This window comes from Enterobacter sp. TCD1-1 (genome assembly GCF_020567405.1).
Classification (GTDB): Bacteria; Pseudomonadota; Gammaproteobacteria; order Enterobacterales; family Enterobacteriaceae; genus Enterobacter; species Enterobacter quasiroggenkampii.
This window is the reverse complement of record NZ_JAJCXF010000001.1, coordinates 860036-872702: the sequence shown is the minus strand read 5'-3', so window position 1 is coordinate 872702 and position 12667 is coordinate 860036. Positions and strand designations below refer to the sequence as shown.

The window sequence follows — 12667 nt, the reverse complement described above, 5'->3', positions numbered from 1 at the left end:
CATCAAGTTTTGATGGCTTAAAAGTAGACAATTCTGGTCAAAAAGAAAGCCCGGCACGCTTTCGCGGCCGGGCTTCGACGCCTGCAGGCAAGGAATTAACCCAGCGTTTTAAACGCTTTGATACGCTGCAGGTGTGGGGAGATGTTTTTGAACTTGTGGGTCTGTTCTTCGTCCCAGACGATCTCATAGTAATGATGCAGAAGTTCTGCAGCCCGGTGGCTGTTGAGCGCCTCATCGTTACGCGACAGGATCACCAGACAGCGGTCACGGTTTTTCTCACGAAAATTGCTGACGCACTTGGTCGCAATATCGACATACTCTTCCGGGCGGTCGATTTTGCCTTCCATGTTTTCGTTCGGGAAAAGGTTGGGATTGAATACCACCTGACGGATGTCACACAGGAAGCCAATCCGCTCTGCCCAGTAGCCGCCCAGCCCCACGCCGCAAATCAACGGCCGATCGTCGACGTTGAGCTGCAACATCTTGTCCACCTCTTTGAGCAGATGCTGCATATCATGCTTCGGATGGCGCGTGCTGTAGCTGATCAACCGTACATCCGGATCGATAAACTGCAGCTGCAGCACCTTCTCATGATTACCAGGACTGTTTGAGTCAAAACCGTGTAAATAGATGATCATCGTCTTCTCACCACGCTACGCCTTCCGGGAGGGTTTACAGGCTGGCTTTATGTGCCTGCCAGCGCTCATTCAGGTCTTCAAGCCGGGCGTTGACCGTCTTCCAGCGCGCCGAATCCATCAGCTCCTGACGGCTAAATGAACCTTTATGATACAATTGTGTAACACGCTCTGCATTGATCGGCGACAGGTTATCCAGCACGCTCACGGCACCTTTACGATTATTGCAGACCAGGATCATATCGCAACCTGCATCCAGCGACGCCTGACCGCGTTCAGCGTAGCTGCCCATAATCGCCGCCCCTTCCATCGACAGATCGTCAGAGAAGATCACGCCATTGAAGCCCAGTTCCTGACGCAGAACGGTTTTCAGCCAGTGCGGAGAGCCGCTGGCAGGGCGCGGGTCAACGTCGCTATAAATCACGTGCGCAGGCATGATGGCATCCAGCTTGTTGTCAGTGATAAGCGATCTGAACACCGACATATCTTTGGCGCGAATTTCCGCTTCCGGGCGCGGATCGCGCGGGGTCTCTTTGTGTGAGTCCGCCGTTACCGCCCCGTGACCCGGGAAGTGTTTGCCGGTGGTTTTCATCCCGGCATCGTGCATGCCGTCAATGAACCGGGTCGCCATGGCCAGCGCAATGCGCGGATCGTCATGGTACGAGCGCTCGCCAATGGCGGCGCTGATATGCCCCACGTCCAGAACCGGGGCAAAACTGATGTCGATATCCATGGCAATCATTTCGCTGGCCATCAGCCAGCCGGCCTCCTGCGCCAGTTTCCCGCCCTCTTCCGTGCCGAGCAGCGCGGCAAAAGACTGGGCCGCCGGCAGGCGGGTAAACCCTTCGCGAAAACGCTGCACGCGGCCGCCTTCCTGATCGACGGCGACCACCAGATGATTGCGCGACGCGGCGCGGATCTGACGCACCAGCTCACGCAGCTGCGCCGGATCGTGATAGTTGCGGGTAAACAGGATCAGACCACCCACCAGCGGATGCGCCAGAATTTCACGCTCCTCCGCATCCAGCTCAAACCCTTCTACATCCAACATGACTGGACCCACATCCACCTCTCTTATCCTTTCGTTTGTAACTGACGCCAGGCATCGTCTGCCAGCGCAATAAAGTGTTTGTCTCTGGACTGCTGATAGCGCATTTCAAACCAGCCAGCCATTAACATGACGACCCAGGGCCGCCAGCGTTTAACCTGACGCCTCAGCGCGTCGGCGTTGATATGTGCCGCCTCGGCGTAGTCCCTGATCAGCGTCTGCCGCGCAGCGTCACTCTCCGTCCAGACTGCAGCCAGCTCCAGCGCCACATCGCCATCTCCGGCATATTCCCAGTCGATGAGCCTGATGCCCGCTGACGTATGCACAATATTTCCGGCATGAACATCCATGTGCAGCGGCGAGAGCCGAATCGGCTGCGGCTCGCCCGTTTTACGCAACCGCTTGAGATGCGCCAGCCACACTGGGGTGCGTCTGTCAGGCGCGGCCTGCTGCCAGTAGCGTTCCAGCAGCGGGTATAACGTGATTCGCCATCCCAGACGTGGCTGCCGGTGCAGATGATACAGCATCGCAGCGAGCGCCGGCGTGTCCGGCAGCGCGCTTTTCACGTCACCGTCCAGATAGTCGACGGCCATCCAGCTCTCTCTGAAAAAACGGGGGGCAGGCACGAGATCTGACGGAAGACGCCTCAGGGCGCGAAACTGACGACGGAAATGGGAGGCAGGCGCATAGGGGTCGTGATGTTGCCGCAAGACCAGACGTCGTTCGCCCTGCGCTATAATGCAACTCGCGCCGCCAAGCCCGGAGTGGGCCTGCGGCGCGATAAGGCGGTACTGAGGAAAATAGCGCGTCAGAATCTCTTCACGCGTGCTGTCATTGTTGCGTAACCGCACCTTTACCTGACCAGATAATTTCGCCTGTCTGAACCAGCATCAGCTGCATCTGCAGGGCCGGTGTATTCACGTTACCGGTGGCGTTAGAGTACAGCACATACTGTGCGCCAACGTTACGGGCAATGCCGATCGCCTTGCTGCGTGTGCCGAGGCTATCCTGCGGCGACAGGCCCAGCTGCTGTTTGGCTACCGCGAGCTGCTGAGCCGAGACCAGCGTAAACTTACCGTTGTTTGCCAGGGCATTGCGCAGCGTTTCTGTCGCTTCGCCCGCGTTCAGCGAACCGTTGGTACGGTTGTTCACGCTATCAACCAGCAACACGCTACCTGCCGTCACGCCCTGTGCCTGCAGCATTTTGCCGACCATGGGCTGCATTGCGCCGTTCCAGTCGTAATGGCGCACGCGCGGCGTGGGCTGCGACGTCTGGTCCGGATGCTCAATCGGGCCTGGCTGTGCCGGTATAGACGGTACGGACGGCACGGTTGGCTGCGGCTGCGTTGGCTGCGTCGGCTGTTCAGTGCCCGGTTTCGCCTCTTCCACAGGCGCTGGCTGTTCAGTTCGGGTCACACACCCCGCCAGGAACAGCGCGAAAGCTGTCACGAGCGCATAGCGGCTCAAGTTTTTAATCAAGGTTCACCCCTTAGAGATAAAGATAAAGTCTCACCTTATGCGCACCCAGATAGTTGGCGCTGCCATAGAGCGTTACCGACGATCTGGCCGGAATGGTGACGCTGCGCGGCGCCTCCAGCGGATGCATTTCGAGACCTCTTACGTCATACCAGAAAAAACGGTAGTGGACCGTCACGGGTTCGTGTCTTTCATTAAAGAGCGTAGAGGAGGCAGATGAATTGATTTCACTGATGGTCAGCGCGGGTTGTTGCGCCGTGATGCCCGCGGCAAGCACGGAGGATTCCATCACCAGCGTCTGTTCATCGTTCACGGGGATCGCCGGGCGCGAACTGCACCCCACAATCATCATCGTCATTACCAGCGCTGTAATACGCCCTTTACGCATGTCAAAGACCTTTATGTGCCAGCATCGGCCCCAGAGGACGTCCACCCAGCAGATGCATGTGAATATGATAGACTTCCTGGCCGCCATGACGGTTGCAGTTCATGATCAGACGGTAACCGTCTTCTGCAATCCCTTCCTGTTCGGCGATTTTCGCGGCCACCGTCAGCATACGACCTAATGCCACTTCATGCTCGGTTTTTACGTCGTTTACGGTCGGAATCAGAATATTGGGAATGATAAGGACGTGCGTCGGAGCCTGAGGTGAAATGTCCCGAAAAGCCGTTACCAGTTCATCCTGATAGACGATATCCGACGGAATTTCGCGACGGATAATTTTACTGAAAATCGTTTCTTCAGCCATGACCTATTCCTTTTTTGATTAATCAGGCGCGATGCGTCCGCTGTTAACACACGCTCTGGATGAGGGTGTGACACAATTCAAGAGTATGAGCGAGTTTCTCCTGTCCTTTCAACCTCCTCCCTCGATTTCTTTCCCGAATGTTCATCAGCTGAGTGAAGAGTGACCGCTCGCGGGCCTTAATGGGCTGAAACATTATTTCAGTTCCGGTCGACACATCTGTTTACAGCATTAATAGCAATGCGTATATTTCGCATTTGCATTTTCATGCGCATTTTTAACATAGAAAACGACGCCAGCCCGCGTCCGCGGGACTGACGCATACCCTCTTCATCGTTCATAAGGGTTTAATCATGTCTTTCATTCATCACACCAGGGATGGGCAACGTCAGCCTGTCGCAACGCCTTCGTTGCTGGCAGTCTGCATTGCTGTGGTACTGACGCCAGCCGCCGCTTTCGCTGCATCAACAGCCGAAGATACCGTTATTGTTGATGCCGGTTTTGACCAAACGCAGGATCCTTCTGCAAGTCAGGAGCGGGATTACAGCGTCAAAACCACCACCACCGGCACGAAGCTGTTGCTGGTTCCCCGCGATATCCCGCAGTCCGTCAGCGTGATTAGCCAGCAGCGCATGGCCGATCAGAACCTGCAGTCCATCGGCCAGGTGTTAACCAACACCACGGGCGTAACGGCGCAGGTGCAGGACAGCGACCGTACCGTGTTTTACTCGCGCGGATTTTTCGTCAGTAATTACGCCTATGACGACCTGCCAACCTCCATCAGCGAAGTGTGGAACTTTGGCGATACTGCCGCCGATACGGCGATTTATGACCGCATCGAAGTGGTACGCGGCGCCACCGGCCTGATGTCCGGTACGGGCAACCCGGCAGCGTACGTCAACATGGTGCGTAAGCATGCGGACAGCAATGAATTCAAAGGCAATGTTTCGGCCAGCTACGGCAGCTGGGATAAACAGCGCTACGTGCTGGATCTCCAGGCGCCGCTGGTGGAGTCAGGTAAGCTACGGGGCCGGATGATCGCAGGTTATCAGGACAACGACAGCTTCGTGGATAACTATCACTACCGAAAGAAATTCCTCTATGGCGTGATGGATGCGGACGTCACCGACAGCACCACCCTCTCGGTGGGATACGAATATCAGGAAAGCCATACCGCCGACCCAACCTGGGGCGGACTCCCGACCTGGTACAGTGACGGAAGTAAAACCCATTACAGTCGCAGCCAGACCGTCGCGCCTGACTGGGCCTGGTCTGATAAAGACAGCACCCGCATCTTCGCTAACCTGACGCAGCGTTTCGATAATGGCTGGGAAGCACACATTAACGGCATGCATGCTGAAACCAACTTCGACTCTAAACTGATGTATATGTCCGGCTATCCGGATAAAGAGACGGGTGCAGGCATGGTTGGCTACGGCGGCTGGAACCGTGGCGAACGGAAACAGGATGCCGTGGACGCTTTCCTGCGCGGCGATTTCGATCTCTTCGGCCGTCAGCACGAAATGATGTTCGGCGGCAGCTTCAGTCGTCAGCGTAACCATTACGACAACTCAATGCCTGACGCGGTTTACGGCATGGTTGATGTGGGTAACTTTAAGAACTGGAACGGTAACATTGCCGACCCGCAGTGGACGCCGTGGAAACTCTACAGCCAGGACGACATTCGCCAGTCCTCAGGGTATACCTCCGCCCGCTTCTCGCTGGCCGATCCGCTGCATCTGATCCTCGGCGCGCGTTATACCCACTATAACATTCGCTATAACCCTGCGGGCTCCCCGGACACCCGTCTGGAAAGTACCAAAGATGACGTAACGCCCTACGCGGGCCTGGTCTACGACATCAATGAAGACTGGTCGACCTACGTCAGCTATACCTCTATTTTCCAGCCCCAGGACAAGCGGGACGCCAGCGGACGCTATCTCGACCCCACTACGGGCAAAAGCTACGAAGCCGGTGTGAAAGCAGACTGGTTCAATACCCGTCTTACCACCTCGCTGGCAATATTCCGCATTGAGCAGGACAACGTAGCAAGCAATACGTATACCTATATGCCGAGCGGTGAGTCGATTTACCAATCGCTGGACGGCGTCGTGAGCAAAGGGATTGAGTTCGAGCTCAACGGTGCCCTGACCGATAACTGGCAGCTGACCTTCGGCGCGACCCGCTACATTGCGGAAGATAAGAATGGCAACGCCGTCAGCTCCGATCAGCCGCGTACAACCATGAAGCTGTTCACCCGTTATCAACTGCCAACGCTGCCGGAACTGACCGTGGGCGGTGGCGTGAACTGGCAAAACAAAGTGTGGACGGATGTGGATGGCGCGCCGGCTGGCCGTACCCGCGCGGAGCAAGGCAGCTACGGGCTGGTTAACCTGTTCAGCCGTTATCAGGTCACCAGAGATTTTGCTGTTCAGGCGAACGTCAACAACCTGTTCGACAAAGAGTATTACGATTACGTCGGCTCTTATGTGGTTTATGGCGCGCCGCTGAACGTCTCGGTGAGCGCGAGCTACGACTTCTGAGTGTTAAGCCGGGTGGCGGCTACGCCTTACCCGGCCTACATTTGCATTTCGTAGGTCCGGTAAGCGCAGCGCCGCCGGGCATGACAAACAGCACAAATAAAAAAGGCAGCCATTCGGCTGCCTTAGTCTCCCCAGGGTCACAACTTAGTTGTTGCGGATGTACTCATCCATTTCGGTTTTCAGGTTATCGGATTTAGTACCGAAGATCGCCTGTACACCCGAACCTGCAACAACTACGCCAGCTGCACCCAGTTTTTTCAGACCCGGCTGGTCTACTTTCGCGACGTCAGCAACGCTCACACGCAGACGAGTGATACACGCGTCCAGGTTAGTGATGTTCTCTTTACCACCGAACGCGGCAACCAGTGCAGGAGCCATTTCGCTGGTCGCGCCCGCTTTGCTGTCTTCTGTCGCATCTTCACGGCCTGGGGTTTTCAGGTCCAGTGCTTTAATCAGCACGCGGAAGATGGTGTAGTAAACAACGGCATAGCACGCACCGACGATTGGGAACAGCCACAGTTTGCTGCTGTTACCGGACAGAACGATGAAGTCGATCAGGCCGTGAGAGAAGGACGTACCGTCACGCATACCCAGCAGAATACAGATTGGGAACGCCAGGCCCGCCAGAATCGCGTGGATAACGTACAGGATCGGCGCAACGAACATGAAGGAGAACTCGATCGGCTCGGTGATACCGGTCAGGAACGAGGTCAGCGCTGCGGAGATCATGATACCGCCCACTTTTGCACGGTTCTCTGGCTTCGCAGAGTGCCAGATAGCAATCGCCGCTGCTGGCAGACCGTACATTTTGAACAGGAAGCCACCAGACAGTTTACCTGCAGTTGGGTCGCCCGCCATGTAACGTGGGATATCGCCGTGGAATACCTGACCTGCTGCGTTGGTGAATTCACCAATCTGCATCTGGAATGGAACGTTCCAGATGTGGTGCAGACCAAATGGCACCAGGCAACGCTCGATGAAGCCGTAGATACCAAACGCCACAACCGGGTTCTGGTAAGCAGCCCACTGAGAGAAGGTCTGGATAGCGGAGCCGATTGGTGGCCAGATGAAGGACAGGATCACGCCAGTGAAAATCGCTGCCAGACCAGAGATGATCGGAACGAAACGCTTGCCCGCGAAGAAGCCCAGGTACTCAGGCAGCTTGATGCGATAGAAGCGGTTGAACATATACGCTGCAATCGCACCGGAGATGATACCGCCGAGAACACCGGTGTCTGCCAGGTGTTTCGCAGCGATCTCTTCTGCCGGTAAATGCAGAACCAGCGGCGCAACCACAGCCATGGTTTTCACCATGATGCCGTAAGCAACCACTGCAGCCAGCGCAGATACGCCGTCGTTATTGGTGAAGCCCAGAGCCACACCGATCGCGAAGATCAGTGGCATGTTAGCAAAGACAGAACCGCCTGCTTCGGCCATCACATGGGACACTACGGCTGGCAGCCAGCTGAAGTTAGCAGAACCGACACCCAGCAGGATACCTGCGATAGGCAGTACGGATACTGGCAGCATCAGCGATTTACCGACCTTTTGCAGGTTAGCAAATGCATTCTTAAACATAATTGAGAGTGCTCCTGAGTATTTGTGCTTTTTTTACGCTTTCACGCATTGGCCCGGGGGGAGTACCGTGCCGTGGACAGGACATCTAAGCGCCCTTTATTTATTACACAGAGTAAAATAATTCCCTCTGAGTTTGTTTGACGGCTATCACGTTTCAGCTTAAGACGGTCGAAAAACTTTCAGTTATTTACAAAAAGCATGTCCGGATGTGTCTAAAAACAGCATCACCGCCCCAAATGAGGCGGTGAACTTTACTCGGTTTATTTATTAATTACGAGCCTAAAAAAAACAGGTGTATCAGACAGATTGCAGGCGGGCAGGGTCAATATGGAACAGCGTGGAGAAGTTTTCTGTCGTCACGCGGGCCAGCTCTTCGATGCTGACGCCCTTCAGGACGGCCATGTACTCAGCCACATCTCGCGTCATCGCGGGCTGATTCTCTTTACCGCGATGCGGAACCGGTGCCAGATAGGGAGAATCTGTCTCTACCAGAATGCGATCGAGCGGAACATAACGTGCAGCATCACGCAGCTGCTCAGCGTTACGGAACGTCACAATCCCGGAAAACGAGATATAAAACCCCAAATCAAGCAGTTTACCCGCCGTTTCTCTGTCTTCTGTGAAACAGTGTAGTACGCCACCGCAATCCGTCACGTTTTCTTCCCGGAGGATCGCCAGGGTATCCGCACGCGCATCGCGGGTGTGGACGATAACCGGCTTGTTCAGTTCGCGGCCAATGCGAATATGGTTGCGGAAGGACGCCTGCTGCTGCGGTTTGGTTTCCGGCGTGTAGAAATAGTCCAGCCCGGTCTCGCCCATTGCCACCACGCCCTCTTCCGCCGCCAGACGACGCAAATCGTCAACGTCATATTCTTCATCCTGGTTCAGGGGGTGTACGCCGCAGGAAAACACCACGTTATCGCGAACGCCCACCAGCTCGCGCATCGTACGATAGCCCGGCAGCGTCGTCGCTACCGCAAGGCAGAATTTCACATCGCGGGCGGCAGCTTTTTCCAGCACGTCATCCACGTTTTTATGCAGGGATTGATAATCCAGGCCATCAAGATGGCAGTGTGAGTCGACTAAAAACATAATGTCTCTCTCAGAGATGGGAAACCGGCGGTGTGGTGCCGGGTTGCAGGTAGTGTTCAATACGCAGTAACTGGTCGGTCAGTAAAAGCTCGCGATTAAGACCCGTCACGGTTAAAAGCTGTTCTCGGCTCTGGCAAATTTCATGAAGCATCGCATGAAGAATCGTCCCTGAGAGGCGGTTCGCCAGCGTATTCACCAGTGTCCACGCGTCCGGGTTGGTCAGCAGCGTTGCCCCTTGCTGAAGTTTGAGGGCATCCAGCAGTAACGAGGCCAGCCAGTGCAGGCGCTCAACGGCCTGATCGCTGTTAAGCGCAGGCAATACGCTTAGCCAGTCGTGGTTATTGAGTGCCATTTCGACGGCCCGGCAAAGCGTTTCTCGCTGCGACCAGACGTCAGGTTGCAGCAATGCCAGCGCCGCTGCGGGCGCGCCGCTGCTCAGGCGCAAGGCGGACAGCGCACTCTCAGGTGACGTTGTCACCTCTCGTTCCAGCCAGCCCAGCGCCCACGATTCCTGAGGCACAGCAAGGTGATGAAGACGACAGCGGCTGCGCAGCGTCGCCAGCAAGCGTCCCGGGTCACGGCACGAAAGGAAAAACCACGTTTTTACCGGCGGCTCTTCCAGGGTCTTCAGCAGGGCATTAGCTGCCGCCTCGGTCAGCTGCGTGGCGTCTTTAAGCCAGACTACTTTAGCGCCGCCCAGCCGCGCGTGTTCGTACAATTTTTCACTGACTTCCCGCACGGCATCGATACCGAGCGCGCTTTTCCCCTTCTCAGGCTCAAGCGTGTAGTAGTCAGGATGCGTGCCCGCCTGCATCAGCTGACAGCCGCGGCATTTGCCGCAGCTTTTATGCCCTTCCGGCTGCTGGCACATCAGAAAACGGGTGATGGCATAAATCAATGCATCATCGCCCATTCCCGGCAATGCCTGAATCAGTAACGCATGATGCCCCCGCCCCGCCTGATAGCTGCCGATCAGCTGTTCAAAGTGCGGACGCAACCATGGATACCATTTCATGCCTGCTGCTCCTGCACCCACTGCGTCACAGTTTGCTGAATGTCACGCGTCACCTCATCCAGGGATTGCGTTGCATCGATGGTACGAATGGAGCTGTCCTGTGCGGCCAGTTCAAGATAGCGCGCACGGGTGCGGTTAAAGAAATCAAACGACTCTTGTTCAATGCGGTCGAGCTCGCCGCGCGCGCGGGCGCGTTTAAGACCCACTTCCGGGGTCACATCCAGATAGAGCGTCAGGTCGGGACGAAAATCCCCCAGTACGGCATTGCGCAGCGTTGCCAGCATGGTCTGGTCAATACCGCGTCCACCGCCCTGATACGCCTGAGTCGACAGATCGTGACGATCGCCGATTACCCACTTGCCATCGGCCAGGGCGGGTTTGATCACCGTCTCAACCAGCTGTACGCGCGCCGCGTAGAACATTAATACTTCGGCTTTGTCAGTGATAACTTCGTCGCCAACGGATTTAATATCCAGCACCAGGCTGCGCAGTTTCTCCGCAAGTTGCGTACCGCCCGGCTCGCGGGTGAAGAAGACCATGTCGGCGACGCCAAGCGATTTCAGCGTATCCACCACCACGTTGCGGGCGGTGGTTTTACCCGCCCCTTCGAGTCCCTCAATGACAATGTATTTACTGCGCATTTTTTTCCTTAAGTGCCTTCAGATAGTCCTGAACAGAGCGATTGTGGCTGGCAAGGTTGGTGTTAAAGGTGTGTCCCCCTTTTCCATCAGCCACAAAATAGAGATACGGTGTTTTCGCCGGATGCGCGGCGGCTTTCAGCGACGCTTCGCTCGGCGTGGCAATCGGGCCAGGCGGTAAACCGCTAATCACGTAGGTATTATACGCCGTTGGCGTCTCCAGATCTTTTCTGGAAATCTTGCCCGTGTAGCTCTCGCCCATGCCGTAGATGACGGTAGGGTCGGTTTGCAGGCGCATACCAATGCGCAGACGGTTGATAAATACTGATGCCACCCGATCGCGCTCGGCGGCAACGGCGGTCTCTTTCTCGATGATCGAGGCCATGGTGACAAACTGGTTTTGATCTTTATAGGGTAAACCCTCCATTCGCCCTTCCCAGGCCGCATCCACGGCGGCGACCATTTTTTTGTGCGCCCGCTTCAGGATCGCCACATCGGTCGTACCGGCGGTGTACATCCAGGTATCTGGCCAGAACCAGCCTTCCACCCATTCGGGATGCTCAAACTTGAGCACGTCGGCCACCGTCTGGTAGCTGTCATCCTTCAGGGTATGTTTGATATACGGCGCATCGCGCAACTGTTTGAGGTAATCACTCAGGCGCATCCCTTCCACAAATCGCAGCGGAAACTGGGCTTCTTTGCCGCTTTCCAGCAGCTGCAGCATCTCTCTGACGGTCATTCCCGGCGTAAAGCGATAGGTACCGGCTTTGAAATGTGACAGTTCAGGCTCCACACGCAATAACCACTGGAATACCCGTGGACGATTGATAATTTTATCACCGTAGAGCTGTTCCCCAAGCGCCTGGCGGCCGGTTCCCGCTTTCAGGGTAAAGATCGTTTCGTCTTTAACCAGGATCTTGCTGTCCGCCAGCTGGCGAACTTTCCATACGCCTGCTCCGCCAGCAACGCCCAGCGCAACAATGAGGAGAAGGACAAAGCGCAACATTTTTTTCATGACTATCTGGTTTGCTCACATATCGGGGCTAAAAACTGAAACAGCTCGCGCGACGACCAGCGTAGCTGGCCACAGGCGCGAACGGGCACAACAGGCATCAGCGCGTTGCAAATGATGACTTCATCAGCAGTCTGTAGCACCTCTTCCTTTGCGTTAACTTCGACAACGTGAAAGTCAGAGTGTGCCAGCTGCTGCAAACAAAATTGGCGCATTATGCCGTTCACGCCAGCCTGATCCAGCGCGGGGGTGAACACGTTCCTGCCCTGTCGCCAGAACAAATTAGCCGCACAGCATTCCGTAATGACCCCTTCGCTGTCAAGGACAAGGGCCTCATCGGCGTCCGTCTGTTCAAGATGAGTACGAATGAGCACCTGTTCCAGGCGATTGAGATGCTTAATCCCGGCCAGCATCGGGTTTCGTCCCAGCCGTACCGGGCTTAGCGTCAGCGTGACGCCGTCTTCTCGCCAGCGAGAGTAATGCGCGGGATAAGCAGACACGGAAAGAATACGCGTTGGGGCGAGACAAGATGCAGCGCTGTAACCCCGGCCACCACTGCCGCGGCTGATGATAACCTTGAGTACGCCGCTGTGCTTCCCCGATGCGAGCTGGCACATTTCCTGACGTAAGGTGTCCCAGTGCGTAAAGGGGATCATGAGCTTTTCACAGCCATGCTGCAGGCGTCGTATGTGCGCTTCCAGAAGGCAAACATGGCCATCCAGAATGCGCGCCGTCGTAAAGCAACCATCCCCGAACTGTACCGCCCTGTCGCTGGCAGGCAGCGTGTCCTGCTCAAGGCCATTGATTAAAAACATGGTGGCTCCTTATGCGTGGACGTTTAGTCTGGCAGGATGTCATGCAGTCGACAAGAAGATTAGCCTTAA

General features: G+C 55.9%; 13 protein-coding genes. 1 reads left to right on the top strand and 12 read right to left on the bottom strand.

The genetic code is table 11. The features are described 5' to 3' along the window. Window positions 1-95: 95 nt before the first annotated feature. Genes ycfP through hinT form a run of 6 tightly spaced genes read right to left on the bottom strand, consistent with a single transcriptional unit; the run spans window position 96 to window position 3908 of the window. Entirely contained in the window at window positions 96-638 is a 543-nt protein-coding gene (gene ycfP / locus LJA86_RS04205; protein WP_008500781.1) for an alpha/beta hydrolase YcfP, read from the bottom strand. A 34-nt stretch (window positions 639-672) separates the two neighbouring features. Continuing rightward, on the bottom strand, window positions 673-1698 hold the full coding sequence (nagZ, locus tag LJA86_RS04200) for a beta-N-acetylhexosaminidase (RefSeq protein ID WP_032655375.1): 1026 nt from the start codon (window positions 1696-1698) through the stop codon (window positions 673-675). Between the two features lie 11 nt (window positions 1699-1709). Next, window positions 1710-2534 (bottom strand): thiamine kinase, encoded by an 825-nt coding sequence (thiK, locus tag LJA86_RS04195; protein ID WP_045910209.1) that lies wholly within the window; start codon window positions 2532-2534, stop codon window positions 1710-1712. Further along, window positions 2515-3162 carry a penicillin-binding protein activator LpoB gene (gene lpoB / locus LJA86_RS04190; RefSeq protein WP_045326975.1) on the bottom strand — a complete coding sequence of 216 codons (648 nt, stop codon included), beginning with the start codon at window positions 3160-3162 and terminating at the stop codon, window positions 2515-2517. The genes thiK and lpoB overlap by 20 nt, the downstream gene beginning before the upstream one ends. Window positions 3163-3172: 10 nt before the next feature. Then, window positions 3173-3547: a YcfL family protein gene (locus LJA86_RS04185; RefSeq protein ID WP_126534326.1), complete on the bottom strand. Its 375-nt coding sequence runs from the start codon at window positions 3545-3547 to the stop codon at window positions 3173-3175. 1 nt (window position 3548) lies between these two features. Continuing rightward, on the bottom strand, window positions 3549-3908 hold the full coding sequence (gene hinT, locus LJA86_RS04180; RefSeq protein ID WP_008500786.1) for a purine nucleoside phosphoramidase: 360 nt from the start codon (window positions 3906-3908) through the stop codon (window positions 3549-3551). Between the two features lie 350 nt (window positions 3909-4258). Between hinT and fhuE the strand changes: the two genes are divergently transcribed. Continuing rightward, a complete protein-coding gene (fhuE, locus tag LJA86_RS04175) occupies window positions 4259-6448 on the top strand; it encodes a ferric-rhodotorulic acid/ferric-coprogen receptor FhuE (RefSeq protein ID WP_229225681.1) in 2190 nt (729 codons plus the stop codon). A gap of 144 nt (window positions 6449-6592) precedes the next feature. Here the strand turns inward: fhuE and ptsG are convergent, their stop codons facing one another. The 6 genes from ptsG to pabC all read right to left on the bottom strand — a co-directional run bounded on the left by ptsG (window position 6593) and on the right by pabC (window position 12598). After that, the gene (gene ptsG / locus LJA86_RS04170; protein ID WP_008500788.1) at window positions 6593-8026 is read right to left on the bottom strand and encodes a PTS glucose transporter subunit IIBC; all 1434 of its coding nucleotides are present in this window, start codon (window positions 8024-8026) and stop codon (window positions 6593-6595) included. A 297-nt stretch (window positions 8027-8323) separates the two neighbouring features. Then, a complete protein-coding gene (locus tag LJA86_RS04165) occupies window positions 8324-9118 on the bottom strand; it encodes a metal-dependent hydrolase (protein WP_229225680.1) in 795 nt (264 codons plus the stop codon). 10 nt (window positions 9119-9128) lie between these two features. Next, window positions 9129-10133 carry a DNA polymerase III subunit delta' gene (holB, locus tag LJA86_RS04160; protein WP_229225679.1) on the bottom strand — a complete coding sequence of 335 codons (1005 nt, stop codon included), beginning with the start codon at window positions 10131-10133 and terminating at the stop codon, window positions 9129-9131. Continuing rightward, window positions 10130-10774, bottom strand: a complete 645-nt coding sequence (gene tmk, locus LJA86_RS04155; protein WP_229225678.1) for a dTMP kinase — start codon at window positions 10772-10774, stop codon at window positions 10130-10132. The genes holB and tmk overlap by 4 nt, the downstream gene beginning before the upstream one ends. Continuing rightward, a complete protein-coding gene (gene yceG, locus LJA86_RS04150; RefSeq protein ID WP_104948866.1) occupies window positions 10764-11786 on the bottom strand; it encodes a cell division protein YceG in 1023 nt (340 codons plus the stop codon). The genes tmk and yceG overlap by 11 nt, the downstream gene beginning before the upstream one ends. Window positions 11787-11788: 2 nt before the next feature. Continuing rightward, window positions 11789-12598, bottom strand: a complete 810-nt coding sequence (pabC, locus tag LJA86_RS04145) for an aminodeoxychorismate lyase (RefSeq protein WP_229225677.1) — start codon at window positions 12596-12598, stop codon at window positions 11789-11791. Window positions 12599-12667: the final 69 nt, after the last annotated feature.

What these genes read in the sequence shown, in the direction of transcription:
- ycfP (WP_008500781.1), bottom strand. Translation starts at nt 638, where the DNA reads ATGATCATCTATTTACACGGTTTTGACTCAAACAGTCCTGGTAATCAT.
- LJA86_RS04185 (WP_126534326.1), bottom strand. Translation starts at nt 3,547, where the DNA reads ATGCGTAAAGGGCGTATTACAGCGCTGGTAATGACGATGATGATTGTG.
- hinT (WP_008500786.1), bottom strand. Translation starts at nt 3,908, where the DNA reads ATGGCTGAAGAAACGATTTTCAGTAAAATTATCCGTCGCGAAATTCCG.
- fhuE (WP_229225681.1), top strand. Translation starts at nt 4,259, where the DNA reads ATGTCTTTCATTCATCACACCAGGGATGGGCAACGTCAGCCTGTCGCA.
- ptsG (WP_008500788.1), bottom strand. Translation starts at nt 8,026, where the DNA reads ATGTTTAAGAATGCATTTGCTAACCTGCAAAAGGTCGGTAAATCGCTG.
- LJA86_RS04165 (WP_229225680.1), bottom strand. Translation starts at nt 9,118, where the DNA reads ATGTTTTTAGTCGACTCACACTGCCATCTTGATGGCCTGGATTATCAA.
- holB (WP_229225679.1), bottom strand. Translation starts at nt 10,133, where the DNA reads ATGAAATGGTATCCATGGTTGCGTCCGCACTTTGAACAGCTGATCGGC.
- tmk (WP_229225678.1), bottom strand. Translation starts at nt 10,774, where the DNA reads ATGCGCAGTAAATACATTGTCATTGAGGGACTCGAAGGGGCGGGTAAA.
- yceG (WP_104948866.1), bottom strand. Translation starts at nt 11,786, where the DNA reads ATGAAAAAAATGTTGCGCTTTGTCCTTCTCCTCATTGTTGCGCTGGGC.
- pabC (WP_229225677.1), bottom strand. Translation starts at nt 12,598, where the DNA reads ATGTTTTTAATCAATGGCCTTGAGCAGGACACGCTGCCTGCCAGCGAC.